Here is an 18,651-nt window from a genome sequence, read left to right as displayed (position 1 = left end):
ATCATGATAGCTAAACCATTTAAAATTTTAGGCATTCAGCAAATTGCTATTGGAGGTGAAAATAAAGATCGCCTCAAAAAGCTTTGGGTTGATATGCTTGGCTTTGAGTACAAGAGTACTTTTGTTTCTGAGCGTGAAAATGTGGATGAAGACATTTGCGCAATTGGTTTTGGCGCACATGAGATTGAAGTTGACCTCATGATGCCTTTGGATATTGAGAAAAAGCCTGCAGTTCACCAAACTCCGTTAAACCATATTGGTTTATGGGTAGATGACCTGCCGAAGGCGGTCGAATGGCTTTCAGCCAATGGCTTACGCTTCGCCCCTGGGGGCATCCGCAAGGGTGCCGGTGGTCATGACATCACCTTTGTACACCCCAAGGGTAACGATGAGTTTCCAATCAGTGGTGAGGGCGTCTTGATTGAGCTTGTACAAGCACCTCCGGAAGTAATTGCGGGATTGCGTTCATAATTTGGTTTTCCGTTAAAAACCAATAAAGCGAGTCTGAATTGACGCAATTATTGGCCATCGACACTTCCTCGGCTTGGTGTTCGGTGGCTTTATCTTTAGGTGATAAAGCACCTGAAATTCGACATGAGCTAGTGTCGGCTGGCGCTAGCCAACTCTTGCTTCCTTGGGTAGAAGATTTACTCGCTCAATCCAATAAAAAATTATCCGATCTCAATGCGATTGCGATTGGTATTGGGCCGGGTGCATTTACAGGGGTTCGCTTAGGAGTGGCTGTTGTACAGGGCCTAGCAATAGCGTCAAATATGCCTGTCTTACCTGTTGCCAGTCTAGATGCGATTGCATCTCAAGTAGTGAAGACTTCAGGCTTTACAAAAATTAATCCAAGTTATTTTGTCGTTGCCGTTGATGCTCGCATGGATGAGATTTACTGGGCCAAGTACGAGACGAAATCTCCTAAATTACTACCCGTACGCGTTGGCGATATTCATCTATCAAAGCCTGAGGATATTGATCTGACGGGGATTCAATACTTGGCTGGTAGCGCTATTAAAGCCTATGCAAAACGATTATTTTCTCAATATTCTCTACCTGATGATGCGCTGGATGCCGACATGAATATCACCGCCTTAGGTATCTTAGATTGCGCAAAGCAGATGTGGGTAAATGGCCAACAGATTAATGTTGCCTACTTGCAACCCCTTTATATTCGCAATAAGGTTGCTTTAACAACCGATGAGCGTGAAATTGCTTTTAAAAGGGTTTAACCGGGATGCCTGCAAATCAAGGTGGCGCTGAACTATCCTTCATGCCCATGCAAGTAGCTGATTTAGATGACGTGTTGGCTATCGAAGGCGTTTCTCATATTCATCCATGGACTAGAGGTAATTTTTCAGATTCGTTGGCAGCAGGTCACTGGGCCTACTGCATACGGCCACAAGCTGATCAGGCCAATATTGAGACCGGAACATTCTTAGACCCCCAGGTGCTCTGGGCATACTGCATTTTATTTCCTGCAGTTGATGAGTTGCATCTTCTCAATATTACGGTTTCACCAAAACTCCGTATGCTAGGACTGGGCTCTCGAATGATGGCGGCCATTGAAGGTGTTGCGGCTCAGCAAAAAATACCCCGCATTATTTTGGAGGTCAGACCTAGTAACGAATCGGCCTTAGCCCTGTACCAAAAGCTGAAATATGAGCAAATTGGAGTCCGCAAAAACTACTATCCTGCCAGCACAGAGTCTAGGGATAGGGAAGATGCAATTGTGATGGCTAAATCGATTAAGCTAGAGCTATGAGCAATACACATTCAAGCTTCTTAAAAGAAATGGGCATTACTGAGTGGACCTCTCGTGATGAGCCTTCAGTAGAGGTCGTTTCTAGTGAAGTTTCAGTAGCTCAGAATGTGATTGCCGATGGCACCCACAATTCCGCTAGGGCTCATTGGTGGTTCTTTGGAGCTCAACCTCAAGGTGATGCTCAAATCTTGTTCCAGAATGTCCTACGTGTTTTGGGTCTAGCTAGCAACGAATGGTCTTGGAAGAGTCCGAACGATAATTTATCCAAAATGCATCTACCTGAGAACGGCATGCCTGTTGTTGCTTTTGCCTTTGGTGGACCCGCTGCACAAAAAATTACAGGCGAACGTGATCCATTGCCCCAGTTACGCGAGACTATTCTGGCCTTAAACACTGGTAATGATGAGGAGATTCCGGTGATTGCTACCTTTGATTTGGCTCAGTTAGCAAGTAAATCCAAAGACAAGGCTATGCTCTGGCAAGATCTCTTGTTGGCTAAATCTGTACTTCAGAATATCTAAGAGTCGAAAGCGATCTTAGTGCTTGTGTTCGCCAATGAGGTGCATGGAGTCATACTCAGCTTGGTTTCGAGCATGGCGCTTAATCACCATCCACATGATCAGGCTAACTACGATGCCGAATCCAACAATCACGTATTGAACTGGTAAATCAAGCCAAATGAGCAATGAATAAATAGCAAGCATTGCTAGCACCGAAATATTTTCATTAAAGTTTTGCACGGCAATTGAGTGACCGGCAGACATGAGAACGTGACCACGATGTTGCAAGAGGGCATTCATCGGAACTACAAAATACCCAGCCAACCAACCCACCAACACAAGTAAGAAATACGCTGGTAATAAATTTAAAGTTACTTCTAGTTTGCCAACACTGAACAGCGTTGTGTTAGGGAGCATGTCTGAGTTATAAATTGCCATGACGCACACAACAAGACCCATAGCAATACCATAGGGGAGAACATTGAGTGACTTCCGCAGTGGCACTCGCCAAGCGGCCCAGACAGCACCGCCAGCTACACCCACAGCAGAGATGGCCTGCAAGATTGCACCTTGAGAAAGGGTCATATGCAGAGCGACTTGGGCCCACTTAATCACGATAAACTGCAAAGTTGCGCCAGCGCCCCAGAACAAGGTGGTTACCGCTAAAGAGATTTGACCAAGGCGATCATCCCAAAGCGTTTTAAAGCAAACCGCAAAATCTTTAATTAATGCAATCGGGTTGGTTTTTTGAGAGACGTAACGAGCACCAGTATCTGGAATCTTGAGATTAATTAATGCAGCAATGACATAAATCATCATAATGATAAGAATGGCAGATTCTGCGGGAGTATCAATACCGGTATCCATGCTTGGGATGTCTAATGCTAAGAGGCTTTGAGATACCGTACTGCTAATCAGAACACCACCCAATACTGTCCCTAAAATAATCGAGCCTACGGTCAGACCTTCAATCCAGCCATTTGCGGCAACCAATTTTTCAGGTGGGAGCAGTTCGGTCAAGATTCCGTATTTAGCAGGCGAATATGCTGCTGCACCAAGACCGACAATCGAATAGGAGAGCAAGGGGTGCCCACCAAAGAGCATAGCCACGCAACCAACAAACTTAATCGTATTGGTAATGAACATTACATTACCCTTTGGGCGGGAGTCTGCAAAGGCACCCACAAATGCAGCGAGCAGAACATAGGACAATACAAAGAATAATTTGAGTAAAGGGGTCATCCAGGCCGGAGCACTTAGCTGGGCCAAGAGAGCAATTGCTGCGATCAGCAGAGCGTTATCAGCAAGCGACGAAAAAAATTGCGCCGCCATAATGATGTAAAAACTACGGTTCATTCGTACAATCTAGTCATTAATAGAATTAAAACATGAAAGGAGGGGTAAAAATGGGTGCTTCAGCTAATAGCTTGATTAATAGACCAATTTTGGCCTCTATTCATACACAGGCCTTTCAGCATAACTTAAACCGAGTACGCGAGCTTGCTCCTGAGTCCAAAATTTGGGCTGTCATCAAAGCTAGGGCATACGGACATTGTTTTGATGCTGCACTTCAGGGTTTGGCCTCTACTGATGGCTTTGCATTGCTCGATATTCAAGATGCCGTTTGGTTAAGAGAACATGGCTGGCAAGGTCGAATTCTGCTGTTGGAAGGCTTATTTCATGAAAATGAACTCGATCTCGCACAAGAGTTACATTGTGATTTAGTGGTTCACTGCGAAGCCCAAATTGAATGGCTTGAGCGTTATGCGGACAAAGTCCATAAATCGATTAGTGTCTTTCTGAAAATGAATACGGGCATGAATCGCTTGGGCTTAAAGCCGGCAGCATACAGGACAGCCTTTCATCGATTGCATGCCGCTGGCTATCGTTTGCATCACATGACTCACTTTGCCAATGCCGATCAAGTTGACCAATTACCAACAGTAGGCGCTCAACAAGAATTATTTAATCAAACTATTGAAGGCTTAGAAGGCCCAACTTCTTTGGCTAACTCTGCTGCAATTCTCTGGCATCGAAATGCTCTAGGTGATTGGGTGCGCCCAGGCATCATGCTCTACGGTGCTTCCCCTACTGGTTTTTATACCGATATTGAACATGCCAACCTAAGATCAGTCATGCAATTGCATAGCGAAATCATTGATATTCAAGATCTCCAGGCGGGCGATCGTATTGGGTACGGTGGACGCTATGAAGCCCCTGAGGCGATGAGAGTTGGAATTGTTGCCTGTGGTTATGCTGATGGCTATCCTCGCCAAGCAAAAGATGGCACACCAGTTTGGTTGCATGATGACAGCAATACTAATGGTGGCGTTATTTGCCCAATCGTGGGACGCGTTTCTATGGATATGCTAACGATTGATTTACGCAATGCTCCGAATGCCAAAATTGGAAGTGTTGTCGAACTGTGGGGAGACAAGGTTCCCGTGGATCAAGTGGCGCAATTCAGTGACACCATAGGTTATGAATTGCTATGTGCTGTAGCCCCAAGGGTTCCAGTAAAAATTATTTAAGACTCCCCCAATAAAAAATCCTCTTAAGTAGAGGATTTTTTATACGTACATCTCGGTTAAACTTGCTTCGCTTTTTGGATTACTAGATTACTGAATTATTTATTCCAGATCTGCCACCACTTGCGCTCTTTTTGAACACGTTGGCCAGTTTCTAACATTTGGCTATCTGGGAAGTTGAGTTTGAATACCCGCGCAGTGTCATTGCTAAGCTGCGTCATGCCCAACTTTTCATAAGACTTGGTCAGGATATAAAGTGCTTCTTCAACCGCAGGAGCGCGGTCATAGTCGCGGATAACTAGCTGAGCGCGGTTAGCAGAGGCCAGGTAAGCCCCACGCTGGTAATAGAAGCGCGCCACAATAACATCGGCCTCAGCAAGCGAGTTCACGATATAGCGCATCCGATCCAGCGAGTCTGGAGCATATTTGCTATCAGGGAAACGCTCAACAACCGTCTTGAAGGATTCAAACGCTTCTTTGGCAGCCTTAGGATCACGCTCACTTAAATCTTGACCAGTAAATTTACCTAACCAACCCAAGTCATCATTGAAGGTAATGAGGCCTTTAAGGTAGTAAGCGTAATCTAAAGTTGGACTACCTTGATGCAATTTAATAAAACGATCGATTGCCACCAAGGCTTGCGCTTGTTCTTGTGCCTTCCAGTAACAATAGGCAGCATTAATTTGCGCTTGTTGTGAATAGGGTCCAAATGGAAAACGGGCTTCTAACTTGTCAAAGTATTTGCCACACTTGGCAAAGTCACCATCATTTAATTTGTCGGTAGCTTCTGAGTAGAGTTTGGATTCCGACCAAATATCGGTGTCGTCTTTTTGGCCGTCGCTACCAGCACATCCACTTAATAGCAATACTGCGCATAGGCACGATAAAAATAGGGTGGATAGCCCAGCAAGCCTTAAACTGGCGTCTGATATTACGTCGGACATAACTGAAAGGCTCTTTAAGCGTGGCATTGCCGCAAACTCCTGATTCGAATCCTGTTGATTATATCGATGAAGAGGATTTCATCTCCCTGGAAATTCCCATGGAGATGGCCGGTGAACGCCTAGACAAGGTGCTAGCAGGCTCTTTGCCAGATTATTCCCGAAATCGGCTCAAGACTTGGGTTGAGGCAGGTGCCGTCATGGTCGATGGCAAGGTCACAAAAGCCCGCTATTTGCTCAGAGGGGGTGAAAGCGTTAAGGTTTTCCCGCAGGAGATGCCAGAGCAGTTTGCTTTTAGTCCCGAAAACATTCCTTTGGATGTAGTTTATGAGGATGACGCTATCCTGGTAATTAATAAGCCTCCAGGCTTGGTGGTTCATCCAGCCGCAGGAAATTGGTCGGGCACATTATTAAATGGCCTCCTCTTTAGGTACCCAGAACTTCAATCCTTGCCACGAGCTGGTATTGTGCATCGCTTAGACAAAGATACCTCGGGCCTGATGGTGGTTGCCAGAACGGCGCAAGCACAAACTTCATTGGTGAGACAGTTGCAAGATAGATCGGTGGGTCGTCGTTACCTTGCGTGGGTGTGGGGCGAAGCGCCAAGCCAAGGAAAAGTGCTTGCAAGCGTTGGTCGAGATCAACGTGATCGTTTGAAGATGGCGGCCGGTAGTCCGCAAGGCAAGCCTGCTGCAACACTATTCCGACGATTAGCTAAAGGATCGTTCAACGATGCAACATTGGCTTTATTGGAGTGCCGACTGGAAACGGGGCGCACTCATCAAATACGTGTGCACCTGGAATCATTGGGTTACCCCTTGCTTGGAGATCCCGTTTACCGGAAGAAGACCCCAGGGGCTGCGAAGACTTTGCCTTTTGAACGTCAGGCCTTACATGCCTTTGCCCTGAGTTTGCAGCACCCCGTAAGCAATGAGCTCGTGAGCTGGTTTCGCTTGCCACCAGAAGATTTAATGAGTCTATTGCCACAAGTCGACATGACAGAATCGGATCTCCCGCAAGAGGCAATAGTGTTGGCGTCCATTCATAATGAACGTACGCATGACTAAATTGGATATGGCTGTCCTTACTGCGCAGTGGGATGCGCCACTTTCCATCCGTACGCGCGTTACCACTAGAAATGGTGGCGTAAGCATGACACCATATTCATCCCTGAATTTGGGTGATCATGTTGGAGATCTTCCGGAAAATGTCTTCACCAATAGAGCGATCATCAGAAAAGCCTTGCCTAATGAGCCCATTTGGTTAAAACAAGTCCATGGTACTCAAGTCAGCACACCTAGCAATCGCTTAATCGAAGCGGACGCAATTGTGAGCAATGTTGCAAATGAAGTCCTGGCGATTATGACAGCTGACTGTTTACCTGTGTTATTCACCAATACATCTGGGACGGAAGTGGGCGCTGCTCATGCAGGTTGGCGGGGTTTATGTGCAGGCGTTCTTGAAAATACTGTGAAAGAGATGCGCAATTTACATCTACATGGTTCAGAAAATATCCTAGCTTGGCTTGGCCCTGCGATAGGTCCTGAAGTATTTGAGGTTGGTCAGGATGTGGTGGACGCGTTTGATGACTTTGGGGTGAATTACCCCCAAGAAGCCTTCACCCCTATTGCTCAAAAGCCTGGGAAGTATCTGGCTAATATCTATATGCTAGCGCGCAGCAGACTACAAGCTGCTGGTGTTGGGCAAATTTACGGTGGCCAATTTTGTACCGTAAGCCAGTCTGATCAGTTTTTCTCCTACCGGCGCGATGGCGTTACTGGAAGGTTTGTTAGTCTTATTTGGATAGCTGATGGCAATTAAGGAGAGTCTTTGACGCTCACCTAGGTGAGGGTTATCACTAGATTCGCCGTCTTGCTAGGGTTATTGCGTATAACTCTATATCTCTTATGGATGGAGAATGGTCTCTCTTAAATGAAGAGATAACTATGTTTGCAGGTATGAATACTGGTGCAACGCCATCTTTGGCACCGCACCATATGGCACTAATTCCACAAGAGCGCTTAGCTGAAATTCAAAAAGAATATTTCACTGAGTTAGCTCATATTGCTACCAATCCAGAGGCAATTGAAGTTAAGGATCGCCGCTTCTCAGGCAAGGCTTGGCATTCCTCATGGAGTAAGGTGATTGCTGCAACTTATTTGCTTAATTCAAAGCATTTGTTATCTCTAGCTAAAGCTGTCGAGACTGATGAGAAGACCCGTCAGAAGATTTTATTTACTACAGAGCAAATGATTGATGCTTTGTCGCCATCTAATTTCATAGCAACAAACCCAGAGGTTCTTGAGAACATCATTAGTACTCAAGGGCAGTCCATTCAAAAAGGGATTGTGAACCTGCTTAGTGATATGAAAAAGGGCAAAGTTTCGATTACCGACGAAAGCGCTTTTGAGGTTGGCAAAAACATTGCCACTACCGAAGGTCATGTGGTGTTTCGTAATGAACTCTTTGAATTGATTCAGTACACCCCGCTAACAGAAACTGTATTTAAGCGCCCTTATTTGATGGTGCCTCCATGTATTAACAAATACTACATCTTGGACTTGCAGCCTGATAACTCGGTTGTGAGACATATGGTTTCCCAAGGTCATACGGTATTTTTGGTCTCTTGGAAAAATCCTGATGCATCAATGGCAGAAGTTAGCTGGGAAGACTATGTAGGCAAGGGCGTTATTAAAGCTATTGAAGTGGTGCAAGACATTGGCGAATCCGAGCAGATCAATATTTTGGGATTCTGTGTTGGCGGAACTCTAACTACTTCAGCTTTAGCAGTCTTGGCAGCACGTGATCAGCACCCTGCTGCAAGCTTGACGCTATTTACTACTTTGCTCGATTTCACCAATACTGGCATCTTAGATGTGTTTATCGACGAAGGTATGGTTGAACTTCGTGAGAATACTATCGGCGGTAAGGGTGGTAAATACGGCATGATGTCTGGTCTTGATTTGGGCAATACTTTCTCATTCTTGCGCCCTAATGATTTGGTGTGGAATTATGTTGTTGAGAATTACTTGAAAGGAAATTCTCCGCCACCATTTGATCTCTTATATTGGAATGGCGACTCAACGAACCTGCCAGGCAATATGTATTGCTGGTATCTACGCCATACTTATTTGCAAAATGATTTGATTAAGCCTGGCAAAGTCACTATCTGCGGCGAAAAGATTGATCTGAGCAAAATTCAATGTCCTGCCTATTTGTATGCATCGCAAGAGGACCATATTGTTCCATGGCAATCTGCTTATGAATCGACCCATATTCTCAAAGGCAAGAACCGCTTTGTCTTAGGTGCATCAGGCCATATAGCCGGAGTCATTAATCCACCTGCCAAGAACAAGCGTTATTACTTTGAGAACAATAAAATTGAGCCAACTGCCGAGGCATGGTTAGAGGGCGCCAAACAAATTCCTGGAAGTTGGTGGCCTAACTACACGAAATGGTTAGAGCAATTTGGCGGCGAGAAAAAACCAGCAAGCACTACTTTTGGTAATGCTAAGCACAAAAAGATGGAAGCTGCTCCAGGTATTTACGTTAAAGAAAAAGCAGCTTAATCAAATCAATAATTAACGAAGGTTTTTTACAAGGGGAAAGCAATGTCTCAGAAAGTCGCATATGTAACTGGTGGTATGGGTGGAATTGGTACTGCTATTTGCCAACGTTTGGCAAAAGATGGATTTAAAGTAATCGCGGGCTGTGGCCCTAATTCACCACGCAAAGACCGCTGGCTTGGTGAGCAAAAGGCGCTTGGTTATGACTTCATTGCCTCTGAAGGTAACGTATCTGACTGGGATAGCACTGTTGCAGCTTTTGAGAAGGTTAAAGCCGAAGTGGGTCGGGTAGACGTATTGGTAAATAATGCGGGCATTACCCGTGACAGCGTTTTCCGCAAGATGACTCCTGATGCATGGAAAGCAGTTATTGATACCAATCTAAATTCCTTGTTTAATGTGACCAAGCAGGTTATCGACGGTATGGTTGATAACAACTGGGGGAGAATTATCAATATTTCTTCCGTGAACGGTCAAAAGGGCCAGTTTGGTCAATGCAACTATTCCACTGCAAAAGCTGGTTTGCATGGTTTCACTATGGCTTTAGCACAAGAGGTTGCTACTAAGGGTGTGACAGTGAACACTGTTTCCCCTGGTTATATCGGTACCGATATGGTCAAGGCAATTCGTGAAGATGTTTTGGAGAAGATTGTTTCGGGTATTCCAGTCAAGCGCTTGGGTACGCCTGATGAGATCGCATCCATTTGCTGCTGGATTGCATCTGATGATGGTGGATATGCTACTGGAGCGGATTTCTCCCTGAATGGCGGTATCCATACTGGCTAATTTCGTCAGAAACGCAGTTTTTGTCTGGGCGCAACACAGCTTATTTACCTTTTGGTCAAACAAGAGATAAACTATGCTGATGTTGCGTTGCAGTAAACAGTAAGGAAAAAAATGGCTACCCGTACCAAAAGAGCTGGTGAAGATCGGCTGATTAAGAAGTACCCCAATCGTCGTCTTTACGATACCCAGACCAGTACATATGTCACATTAGCGGACATCAAGGGTTTGGTCATGACCAATGAGAGCTTTAAGGTAGTCGATGCCAAAACAGATGAAGATCTGACACGCAATATCTTGCTACAAATCATCTTGGAAGAAGAGGCTGGTGGCGCACCTGTGTTCTCAACCCAAATGCTTTCCCAAATCATTCGCTTTTATGGAAACTCCATGCAGGGCTTGATGGGTAATTATCTTGAGAAGACTATGCAGTCTTTCGTTGATATTCACAATAAGCTGGGTGATCAGACTAAGGGCTTAGGTGCTGGCAGCACGCCTGAAGCTTGGTCACAAATGTTGAACCTTCAGAACCCGCTAATGCAGGGTTTGATGGGCAACTATATGGAACAAAGCAAAGATCTATTTGTCAAAATGCAAGAGCACATGCAAAGCTCGCACAATATGTTCGGAAGCTTTCCGTTTACCCCGCAGCCTAGTAAAACTGAAAAAGAATAGTTGTGGCGGGAAAAATTGGTTTTGTGTCCTTGGGATGTCCCAAGGCATTTGTTGATTCTGAACTGATCCTCACGCAGCTGAGCGCTGAGGGATATGAGACTGCTAAAGATTATTCGGGCGCAGATCTTGTCGTAGTAAACACCTGTGGTTTTATTGATTCAGCGGTAGAGGAAAGTCTCTCTGCTATTGGTGAAGCACTTGCTGAAAATGGCAAAGTGATTGTGACAGGCTGTTTGGGCGCTCGCAAGAATGCGGATGGTAGTGATCTGATTCAGAGTGTTCACCCTAAGGTACTTGCCGTTACTGGCCCACACGCCACCGAGGAGGTAATGCAAGCCATTCACTTGCACCTGCCTAAACCGCATGATCCATTCACGGATTTGGTGCCGCCTGCTGGTGTGAAACTTACACCCAAGCATTACGCATACCTCAAAATTTCTGAAGGCTGCAACCACCGTTGTACTTTCTGCATCATTCCCAATTTGCGCGGTGATCTAGTATCACGTCCTATCGGTGAAGTGCTGTTAGAGGCTAAGCGCCTCTTTGAATCTGGCGTAAAAGAATTGCTAGTAGTCTCGCAAGACACCAGTGCTTATGGTGTCGATATTCAATATCGCACGGGCTTTTGGGATGGTAAGCCTGTCAAAACTAGAATGTTTGATTTGGTAAATGCCTTAAATCAAATTGCACGTGAACATCAAGCATGGGTAAGGCTCCATTACGTTTATCCTTATCCCCATGTTGATGACATCCTGCCGTTGATGGCCCAGTTCTCTGAGCATGGCTACGGCGTCTTGCCGTATTTGGATATCCCATTACAGCATGCACATCCAGATGTTTTGAAAAGAATGAAGCGTCCGGCAAGCGGTGAGAAAAATTTAGAGCGTATCTTAGCTTGGCGCCAGGCATGTCCTGATTTAGTGATTCGTAGCACCTTCATTGCTGGATTTCCGGGTGAGACTGAGGAGGAGTTTGACTATCTACTCAACTTCTTGGACGAAGCTCAAATTGATCGCGCGGGATGTTTTGCATACTCTCCAGTCGATGGTGCACTTGCCAATCAACTCGATAATCCGGTACCCGATCAAGTACGAGAAGATCGTAGAGTCAGGTTTATGGCCAAGGCTGAAGAAATTTCTATTAAGCGCTTGGCTAAAAAAGTGGGTAAGCGTATTCAGGTCATCATCGATCGCGTTGATGAATCGGGTGGAATCGGTCGAAGTATCGGTGATGCCCCAGAAATTGATGGTTTAGTGCGGGTTTTACCGCCCAGCAAGCCCTCTAAACGCTATCGGGCAGGCGAAATCATCCGCGCAACGGTTATTAGCTCCCAAGGGCATGACCTAATAGCCGAAACTTGACGATTGTTATAAAAATACTGTTTGTGTCATTTAGTAAGTACAAATTCTGCCTAAATTTTAGGCATAGATAAGGGGATTGATATGAGTCGTGATGTTGTTGTCTTAAGTGCAGTACGTTCCGCAATTGGTGCTTTCAACGGCTCTTTGAGCAGTTTTGAGCCTTCTGAACTTGGCGGAATCGTCATGAAAGAAGCGGTTACTCGCTCAGGTGTAGACCCCGCATTAATTAATTACGTCACTGTTGGCAATACGATTCCAACGGATAGTCGTTACGCTTACGTTGCCCGTGTTGCAGCAATTCAAGCTGGCCTCCCAATGGAGTCTGTAGCGATGGCTTTGAACCGTCTTTGTAGCTCCGGCTTGCAAGCGATTGTGACAACGGCCCAGCAAATTATGTTGGGTGACTGTGACTATGGTGTTGGCGGCGGCGTAGAGGTGATGTCTCGCGGTATGTACGGTTCACCAGCAATGCGTAGTGGTGCTCGTATGGGCGACACGAAGATGCTCGATTTGATGGTAGCTGTGTTGACCGATCCATTTGGTGTTGGTCATATGGGCGTCACTGCAGAGAACCTCGTTGAAAAATGGAAGCTGACTCGTGAAGAGCAAGATGCCTTAGCTGTGGAATCTCACCGTCGTGCAGCGCATGCCATTAAGGAAGGTCGCTTTAAATCACAAATCGTGCCCATCACCATTAAGTCTCGCAAGGGCGATATCGTGTTTGATACTGATGAGCATTGCAAGCCTGACACCACAATGGAAACCTTGGGCAAGATGAAGGCTGTATTCAAAAAAGAGGGCGGCTCAGTAACGGCTGGTAATGCTTCTGGTATTAATGATGGCGCTGCATTCTTTGTATTGGCTGATGCTGAAACAGCGAAGAAGGCTGGTCATAAGCCAATTGCACGTCTAGTTTCTTATGCGGTGGCTGGCGTTCCTAACCACATCATGGGTGAAGGCCCAATTCCTGCAACCAAACTTGCTCTAGAGCGTGCCGGTTTGAAATTGGATCAGATGGATGTGATTGAATCGAATGAAGCGTTCGCGGCACAGGCTTTAGCGGTAACAAAAGGCTTGGGTTTAGATCCTGCGAAAACTAACGTTAACGGTGGTGCGATTGCATTGGGTCACCCAATTGGTTGCTCAGGTGCAGCGATCGCCACTAAAGCGATTCATGAGTTACAGCGTGTTCAGGGCAAATATGCTTTGGTCACAATGTGCATTGGTGGTGGTCAAGGTATCGCGACAATCTTCGAACGCATGTAATTGCACTAAGTAATTAGTAGCAAGGCTGCATCTAAGCCGACATGGTCAAAAGCCGCGTCGGCTTTTTCTTTGACTACGGGTTTAGCTTGGTAAGCAACGCTGATGCCAGATCCACTCATCATGATCAGATCATTAGCGCCATCGCCCACAGTGATTGAATTGGTTTTTGAATAACCTAGGCTACGGCATGCTTCATCTAAGTGTGCTGCTTTAGCTGCCCCATCGACAATGTCTCCGAGAACCCTACCTGTCAGCTTGCCGTCTATGATTTCGAGAGTGTTAGCTTGGGTCTGCTTAAAACCCAAACGTTCGCGCAACTTTTCTGTAAAGAAGGTAAAGCCACCAGAGACGAGTAGGGTGTAGAGACCACGATCATTGGCACCAGCCAAAAGCTCAATTGCCCCAGGATTGGGGCGCAAGCGTTCACGATAGACCGCCTCTAATGCATCAGCATGAACACCCTCAAGCAGGGCAACGCGTTTACGCAAACTTTCCTTAAAATCTTTAATCTCGCCGCGCATCGTGGCTTCGGTAATCTGTGCAACTGCAGATTTTTTACCCGTGAAGTCTGCAATCTCATCAATACATTCAATATTGATTAAGGTGGAGTCCATATCTATAGCCAAAACACGAATATCTTGTGGCACAAGATCAGGATTTAGAAAACACAGATCTATTCTGTAGCCATTGGCAATGGATCGAAGAGATTCTCTTTGGTTTATATCAAGATCTTGATTGCAGCTCCAGCGCTCAAATTGATAGGTGCCATTTGATAATTGACCGCCAAGACTATGCAAGGTCGCACCGAACTGCAAAGCGCGATCTTTAAGTTCAAAAATGAACTTGTCAGCAATGGGCTCTCGAGATAGGGCGACTATAGTTAGGTGCTTATGATACATTTGCATAAGTAAATGATAGTAGATTGTTCGGCTAATGCTCAGTCGGCTTTAGCGATAGTTAGAACTGCAGACTCATTTAAACGACGTAAAACCTGTCTAATGGCATCAAGACGTTGCTCTAGCTTCTCAAACTCCCGGTCTTTTTGTGGCAGAACCTTTAATTTATCCTGACCATTTAATTGAATGTGTTTTGATGTTTGAATTAATTGAATGATCTTCATCGGATCAATCGGTGGATTCGGTATAAATTGAATCTGAATGGCTGCTGTAGTAGCATCAATTTTCTTAATACCAAAGCTAGCCATTTCTAAACGTAAGCGATGGGTCTCATAAAAGGATTTCGCTTGGTCTGGCAAATCACCGAAACGATCGACCAATTCTTCACGCAGACCCATGAGTTCGGAAAAATCATTGCATCCAGCAAAGCGCTTGTATAGAGATAATCGCTCATGAACATCAGGGCAATAATCTTCAGGTAACAGGGCGGGAACCCCTAAATTGACATCGGTTGTTGCCTGTAATGGAGATAGCAGGTCTGGTTCTTTGCCGCTGCGTAATGATTTAACTGCGCGATTCAGCATTTCGGTATACAACTGAAAGCCAATTTCATGAATCTCGCCAGACTGCTTATCGCCCAAGACTTCGCCAGCACCACGAATCTCAAGGTCATGCATTGCTAAATAGAATCCAGAACCCAACTCTTCCATAGCCTGAATTGCATTCAAACGCAATTGGGCTTGTTTGCTTAATGCTTCAGGATCGGGCACTAGGAGGTAAGCATATGCTTGATGATGAGAGCGACCAACACGACCACGTAATTGATGCAACTGTGCCAAACCAAACTTATCAGCACGATGCATGATGATGGTGTTTGCGGTAGGCACATCAATACCGGTTTCAATAATGGTTGTACATAAGAGAATATTGGTGCGTTGTGTGACGAACTCCCGCATGACAGACTCGAGTTCGCGCTCATGCATTTGACCATGTGCCACGCTTATACGAGCTTCAGGAATCAGTTCTTGAAGGGCATGTTTGCGATTTTGAATCGTTTCAACTTCATTATGTAAAAAGTAGACCTGACCACCACGCTTAATTTCACGAAGGACGGCTTCACGTATCACGCCATCGCCTTCTCGTCTAACAAAAGTTTTAATTGCTAGGCGTTTTTGTGGTGCTGTGGCAATGATAGAAAATTCGCGAAGGCCTTCCATTGCCATTCCCAGAGTTCTCGGGATAGGGGTGGCTGTTAAGGTCAAGATATCCACCTCCGCACGCAAGGCTTTTAGGGCATCCTTTTGGCGCACCCCAAAGCGATGCTCTTCATCTACGATGACCAATCCTAAATTGGCAAATTGAGTTTCTTTTGATAACAGCTTATGTGTGCCGATGATGATGTCGGCCTCACCTTTAGCAATAGCCTCAAGAGCAGCATTAATTTCTTTGGTAGTTTTAAAGCGTGATAGCTCGACAATGCGCACTGGCCAATCTGCAAAGCGATCCTTCCAGGTTGCAACATGCTGTTCAGCAAGCAGAGTGGTTGGTGCAAGAATGGCTACTTGCTTTCCGCCCATGACAGCCACAAAGCTGGCGCGTAGGGCAACTTCAGTCTTACCAAAACCAACATCACCACAGACCAATCGATCCATAGGTGTCCCGCTGGTCATATCACCGATAACTGCTGCAATCGCATTGGCTTGATCGGGCGTTTCTTCAAAGCCAAAGCTCTCTGCAAATGCCGCGTAGTCATGAGCCGAGAATTCAAATGCATGGCCCTTACGAATGGCTCTAGCCGCGTAAAGGCCTAACAGCTCTGCAGCCGTGTCTCGTATTTGTTGCGCAGCTTTACGCTTAGCCTTATCCCATTGACCAGATCCAAGCTGATGTAATGGCGCAGAATCTGGATCGGAACCTGCATAACGGGTAACCATTTGTAACTGTTGCACAGGTACATAAAGAGTGGCTTGTCCTGCATATTGCAAATGCAGGAACTCTTCAAAAATAGGCGCTTCTTTAGGGGGTGCTAGATTGAGGAGCACTAAACCTTGATAACGACCGATGCCATGCTCCGTATGAACTACAGGGTCACCAATCTTGAGTTCAGACAAGTCCTTAAAGAGCATGTCTGGATCGGCACTCTCAGACCCCTTACTTTTGCGCCTTTGTCTAGCTGTTGAGGTGAATAGTTCCGCCTCTGTTAGAACCAGTAAGTTTTCAGCTTCCCATAAGAAGCCATTAAACAGTGGGGCGGTCACCAGCCCAAATAAGGCAGCACTCTTAATAAAATCAGCAATGCCTTCGAAGCCCTCAGGTTGGAGTTGATACAAGGGCTTCCCATCTTGGCCTGCAACAGCATTGCTTTCCTCAAGAAGTTGGCGGATCGATTCTTTACGACCTGCACTATCACTACAAATGAGAACGCGTAATTTCTCTTGAGAAACTACCTTACGCAGACGGGAAATTGGATCGGCATCTCGACGATGAACGGCAATATCCGGTACTGGCAGAAATTGCTTTGCTTCATTGGTCTCGTTATCCAAAACAAGACGCGCATAAGGTTTAGATGTGCTGAAGAATTCATCGACATCGAGGAATAATTCTTTTGGCGGAAGAATGGGCCGATCTAAATCGTGCTTAAGAAACTCATAACGCGATACAGTATCTTTCCAGAAACCACGAATCGCTTCTTCTGCATCGCCAATATTGACTAACCAGACTGGATCGCCTGATCTAGGAAAGTAATCAAATAAATTGGATTGCCCTTCAAAGAACAATGGCAGGTAGGACTCAATACCAGCACTCGGAATACCTAGGTTGGCATCCTTGTAGATTGCGCATCTTGTTGGGTCGCCCTCGAATACTTCGCGCCAACGACCTCTAAAGGCAGTGCGAGCTTCATCATTAAAAGGGAACTCATGTCCAGGTAGCAAGCGAACTTCTTTGACTGGATACAAACTGCGTTGGGTATCCGGATCGAAAGAACGAATTTGCTCAATCTCATCGCCGAATAAATCGAGGCGATAGGGAAGGCTTGAGCCCATTGGAAATAAATCAATGAGTCCACCGCGAATACTGTATTCACCGGGACGTATTACTGCGCTTACGGGATCATATCCCGCTTGTTGCAACTGAAGTCTTAGTGCAGATTCATTAAGTTTGTCGCCTTGCCTAAAGAAAAAGGTGTGGCCGGATAAAAATTGCGGCGGTCCTAATCGTTGCAAAGCAGTTGTCACTGGAACCAAAACAATATCGCAGCTTCCATTGAGCAATTCATAAAGCGTAGCCAATCGTTCTGAGACTAAATCTTGGTGCGGTGAAAAATGATCGTAAGGCAGGATTTCCCAGTCAGGCAACAAGCGAACCTTCAGTTGCGGAGCAAATGCTGGGATTTCTTCAACAAGTCTTTGGGCTTCCTGGGCTTGGGCACAAAAAACCACCATGACGGAGAAATCATTGCGATAACGCAGGGCGGATTGAGCGAGGAGGGCCGCATCAGCTGATCCCACTAGCCCCGTAAAGGTAAAGCGCTGCCCAGCCCGTGGCGCGGGTATGGGGGGTGCTAGATTTAATGCATCAGACATCTAGGCTCATTATAGAATCAGGCATGGGCTCAGCAAACCAATCACCTAGGAAGTGCCATGCACTCTTGCCAACGGCAGGAATGGGTTCTCGTCTTGGCGGTGAATTGCCAAAGCAATTTCAAGAGCTAGCTGGTAAGCCGATGTTGGCCTATGCCCTTGAGGCTTTTGTGCAATCCCCTCAGATTGAGTCTATCTGGGTTGGTGTTTCACCTAATTTTATCGACAACCCGATTCTCAAAAGCTTAGCCATGGGCAATAAACCCATTCATTTTTTACCAACAGGTGGCCCAACTAGGCAAGAAACCGTTCGCAATACCCTGGGTGAATTAATGAAGGCTGGGATTGCAGTGGACGATTGGATCTTGGTCCATGATGCCGCCAGACCGGGAATCACACCCACACTTATTGAAAAGTTAATTCAAGCTGTTCATCAATCTACCGCGGGAGGCTTGCTAGCTGTACCACTAGCAGATACCTTAAAGCTAGCAGACCTCGATGCAGCCATTGCTGGAAATCTACCGCATGCTGAAAAAACGATTCCTCGTGATCATCTTTGGCAGGCTCAAACACCGCAAATGTTTGCATTGAAAAAATTACACGATGCCTTAGAAGACGCTATCAGGCTTGAAGCACATGTCACGGATGAAGCAAGCGCAATGGAATTATTGGGCTTTAAGCCATTACTCATTGAAGGTGCTACGCGAAATTTCAAAGTCACTCATCCTGCCGATTGGGAATTAATGCAATTGCTTTTGAGTGCAAGTAAGTAAAAATAAATTAACT

At 45.8% G+C, this 18,651-nt stretch carries 17 protein-coding genes; 13 read left to right on the top strand and 4 right to left on the bottom strand.

From position 1 onward, the window contains the following. Nucleotides 1–3: 3 nt before the first annotated feature. From A8O14_RS05470 to A8O14_RS05455, 4 genes are read left to right on the top strand one after another with little or no spacing between them, the layout of a single operon-like run. Nucleotides 4–471 (top strand): VOC family protein, encoded by a 468-nt coding sequence (locus A8O14_RS05470; RefSeq protein ID WP_068949735.1) that lies wholly within the window; start codon nucleotides 4–6, stop codon nucleotides 469–471. Between the two features lie 38 nt (nucleotides 472–509). After that, nucleotides 510–1,235 carry a tRNA (adenosine(37)-N6)-threonylcarbamoyltransferase complex dimerization subunit type 1 TsaB gene (gene tsaB / locus A8O14_RS05465; protein ID WP_068948590.1) on the top strand — a complete coding sequence of 242 codons (726 nt, stop codon included), beginning with the start codon at nucleotides 510–512 and terminating at the stop codon, nucleotides 1,233–1,235. Nucleotides 1,236–1,240: 5 nt separating this feature from the next. Next, entirely contained in the window at nucleotides 1,241–1,768 is a 528-nt protein-coding gene (gene rimI, locus A8O14_RS05460; RefSeq protein WP_082913107.1) for a ribosomal protein S18-alanine N-acetyltransferase, read from the top strand. Next, complete coding sequence (locus A8O14_RS05455; RefSeq protein ID WP_068948589.1) at nucleotides 1,765–2,289, top strand: DNA polymerase III subunit psi; 525 nt, start codon at nucleotides 1,765–1,767, stop codon at nucleotides 2,287–2,289. Before rimI ends, A8O14_RS05455 begins: the two co-directional genes overlap by 4 nt. A gap of 15 nt (nucleotides 2,290–2,304) precedes the next feature. On the opposite strand, the gene lplT is transcribed toward A8O14_RS05455, so the two are convergent. Beyond that, entirely contained in the window at nucleotides 2,305–3,624 is a 1,320-nt protein-coding gene (lplT, locus tag A8O14_RS05450; protein WP_068948588.1) for a lysophospholipid transporter LplT, read from the bottom strand. Nucleotides 3,625–3,674: 50 nt separating this feature from the next. Between lplT and alr the strand changes: the two genes are divergently transcribed. Continuing rightward, on the top strand, nucleotides 3,675–4,799 hold the full coding sequence (gene alr / locus A8O14_RS05445) for an alanine racemase (protein ID WP_216861545.1): 1,125 nt from the start codon (nucleotides 3,675–3,677) through the stop codon (nucleotides 4,797–4,799). 95 nt (nucleotides 4,800–4,894) lie between these two features. Here the strand turns inward: alr and A8O14_RS05440 are convergent, their stop codons facing one another. Continuing rightward, nucleotides 4,895–5,740, bottom strand: a complete 846-nt coding sequence (locus A8O14_RS05440) for an outer membrane protein assembly factor BamD (protein ID WP_068949732.1) — start codon at nucleotides 5,738–5,740, stop codon at nucleotides 4,895–4,897. A gap of 20 nt (nucleotides 5,741–5,760) precedes the next feature. On the opposite strand from A8O14_RS05440, the gene A8O14_RS05435 reads away from it, so the two are divergent. The 7 genes from A8O14_RS05435 to A8O14_RS05405 all read left to right on the top strand — a co-directional run bounded on the left by A8O14_RS05435 (nucleotide 5,761) and on the right by A8O14_RS05405 (nucleotide 13,388). Beyond that, nucleotides 5,761–6,804 carry an RluA family pseudouridine synthase gene (locus tag A8O14_RS05435; RefSeq protein ID WP_216217798.1) on the top strand — a complete coding sequence of 348 codons (1,044 nt, stop codon included), beginning with the start codon at nucleotides 5,761–5,763 and terminating at the stop codon, nucleotides 6,802–6,804. Continuing rightward, nucleotides 6,797–7,558 carry a peptidoglycan editing factor PgeF gene (gene pgeF, locus A8O14_RS05430; RefSeq protein ID WP_068948587.1) on the top strand — a complete coding sequence of 254 codons (762 nt, stop codon included), beginning with the start codon at nucleotides 6,797–6,799 and terminating at the stop codon, nucleotides 7,556–7,558. Before A8O14_RS05435 ends, pgeF begins: the two co-directional genes overlap by 8 nt. A gap of 125 nt (nucleotides 7,559–7,683) precedes the next feature. Further along, nucleotides 7,684–9,306 (top strand): class I poly(R)-hydroxyalkanoic acid synthase, encoded by a 1,623-nt coding sequence (gene phaC, locus A8O14_RS05425; RefSeq protein ID WP_068948586.1) that lies wholly within the window; start codon nucleotides 7,684–7,686, stop codon nucleotides 9,304–9,306. 42 nt (nucleotides 9,307–9,348) lie between these two features. Then, nucleotides 9,349–10,089 carry a 3-ketoacyl-ACP reductase gene (locus tag A8O14_RS05420; protein ID WP_068948585.1) on the top strand — a complete coding sequence of 247 codons (741 nt, stop codon included), beginning with the start codon at nucleotides 9,349–9,351 and terminating at the stop codon, nucleotides 10,087–10,089. Between the two features lie 111 nt (nucleotides 10,090–10,200). Further along, on the top strand, nucleotides 10,201–10,761 hold the full coding sequence (gene phaR, locus A8O14_RS05415; RefSeq protein ID WP_068948584.1) for a polyhydroxyalkanoate synthesis repressor PhaR: 561 nt from the start codon (nucleotides 10,201–10,203) through the stop codon (nucleotides 10,759–10,761). A 2-nt stretch (nucleotides 10,762–10,763) separates the two neighbouring features. Beyond that, complete coding sequence (gene rimO / locus A8O14_RS05410) at nucleotides 10,764–12,122, top strand: 30S ribosomal protein S12 methylthiotransferase RimO (protein ID WP_068948583.1); 1,359 nt, start codon at nucleotides 10,764–10,766, stop codon at nucleotides 12,120–12,122. A gap of 81 nt (nucleotides 12,123–12,203) precedes the next feature. After that, nucleotides 12,204–13,388, top strand: a complete 1,185-nt coding sequence (locus tag A8O14_RS05405; protein ID WP_068948582.1) for an acetyl-CoA C-acyltransferase family protein — start codon at nucleotides 12,204–12,206, stop codon at nucleotides 13,386–13,388. Nucleotides 13,389–13,393: 5 nt separating this feature from the next. On the opposite strand, the gene serB is transcribed toward A8O14_RS05405, so the two are convergent. Beyond that, entirely contained in the window at nucleotides 13,394–14,293 is a 900-nt protein-coding gene (gene serB / locus A8O14_RS05400; RefSeq protein WP_228385116.1) for a phosphoserine phosphatase SerB, read from the bottom strand. 32 nt (nucleotides 14,294–14,325) lie between these two features. Further along, nucleotides 14,326–17,868 (bottom strand): transcription-repair coupling factor, encoded by a 3,543-nt coding sequence (gene mfd / locus A8O14_RS05395; protein WP_068948581.1) that lies wholly within the window; start codon nucleotides 17,866–17,868, stop codon nucleotides 14,326–14,328. Between the two features lie 23 nt (nucleotides 17,869–17,891). Here mfd and ispD point away from each other — a divergent pair, with 23 nt between their 5' ends. Next, nucleotides 17,892–18,638, top strand: coding sequence for a 2-C-methyl-D-erythritol 4-phosphate cytidylyltransferase (ispD, locus tag A8O14_RS05390; protein ID WP_068948580.1), 747 nt, complete (start codon nucleotides 17,892–17,894; stop codon nucleotides 18,636–18,638). Nucleotides 18,639–18,651 lie beyond the last annotated feature (13 nt).

The sequence above is a fragment of the Polynucleobacter wuianus genome, from assembly GCF_001659725.1.
Taxonomy (GTDB): Bacteria; Pseudomonadota; Gammaproteobacteria; order Burkholderiales; family Burkholderiaceae; genus Polynucleobacter; species Polynucleobacter wuianus.
The sequence above is the reverse complement of the archived record's forward strand: the minus strand, read 5'-3'. Positions and strand labels throughout refer to the sequence as shown.

Bases quoted from the DNA above. Each gene is read 5' to 3' on its own strand.
- A8O14_RS05470 (WP_068949735.1), top strand. From the start codon at position 4: ATGATAGCTAAACCATTTAAAATTTTAGGCATTCAGCAAATTGCTATT.
- rimI (WP_082913107.1), top strand. From the start codon at position 1,241: ATGCCTGCAAATCAAGGTGGCGCTGAACTATCCTTCATGCCCATGCAA.
- A8O14_RS05455 (WP_068948589.1), top strand. From the start codon at position 1,765: ATGAGCAATACACATTCAAGCTTCTTAAAAGAAATGGGCATTACTGAG.
- lplT (WP_068948588.1), bottom strand. From the start codon at position 3,624: ATGAACCGTAGTTTTTACATCATTATGGCGGCGCAATTTTTTTCGTCG.
- alr (WP_216861545.1), top strand. From the start codon at position 3,675: ATGGGTGCTTCAGCTAATAGCTTGATTAATAGACCAATTTTGGCCTCT.
- A8O14_RS05440 (WP_068949732.1), bottom strand. From the start codon at position 5,740: ATGTCCGACGTAATATCAGACGCCAGTTTAAGGCTTGCTGGGCTATCC.
- pgeF (WP_068948587.1), top strand. From the start codon at position 6,797: ATGACTAAATTGGATATGGCTGTCCTTACTGCGCAGTGGGATGCGCCA.
- phaC (WP_068948586.1), top strand. From the start codon at position 7,684: ATGTTTGCAGGTATGAATACTGGTGCAACGCCATCTTTGGCACCGCAC.
- A8O14_RS05420 (WP_068948585.1), top strand. From the start codon at position 9,349: ATGTCTCAGAAAGTCGCATATGTAACTGGTGGTATGGGTGGAATTGGT.
- phaR (WP_068948584.1), top strand. From the start codon at position 10,201: ATGGCTACCCGTACCAAAAGAGCTGGTGAAGATCGGCTGATTAAGAAG.
- A8O14_RS05405 (WP_068948582.1), top strand. From the start codon at position 12,204: ATGAGTCGTGATGTTGTTGTCTTAAGTGCAGTACGTTCCGCAATTGGT.
- serB (WP_228385116.1), bottom strand. From the start codon at position 14,293: ATGCAAATGTATCATAAGCACCTAACTATAGTCGCCCTATCTCGAGAG.
- mfd (WP_068948581.1), bottom strand. From the start codon at position 17,868: ATGTCTGATGCATTAAATCTAGCACCCCCCATACCCGCGCCACGGGCT.
- ispD (WP_068948580.1), top strand. From the start codon at position 17,892: ATGGGCTCAGCAAACCAATCACCTAGGAAGTGCCATGCACTCTTGCCA.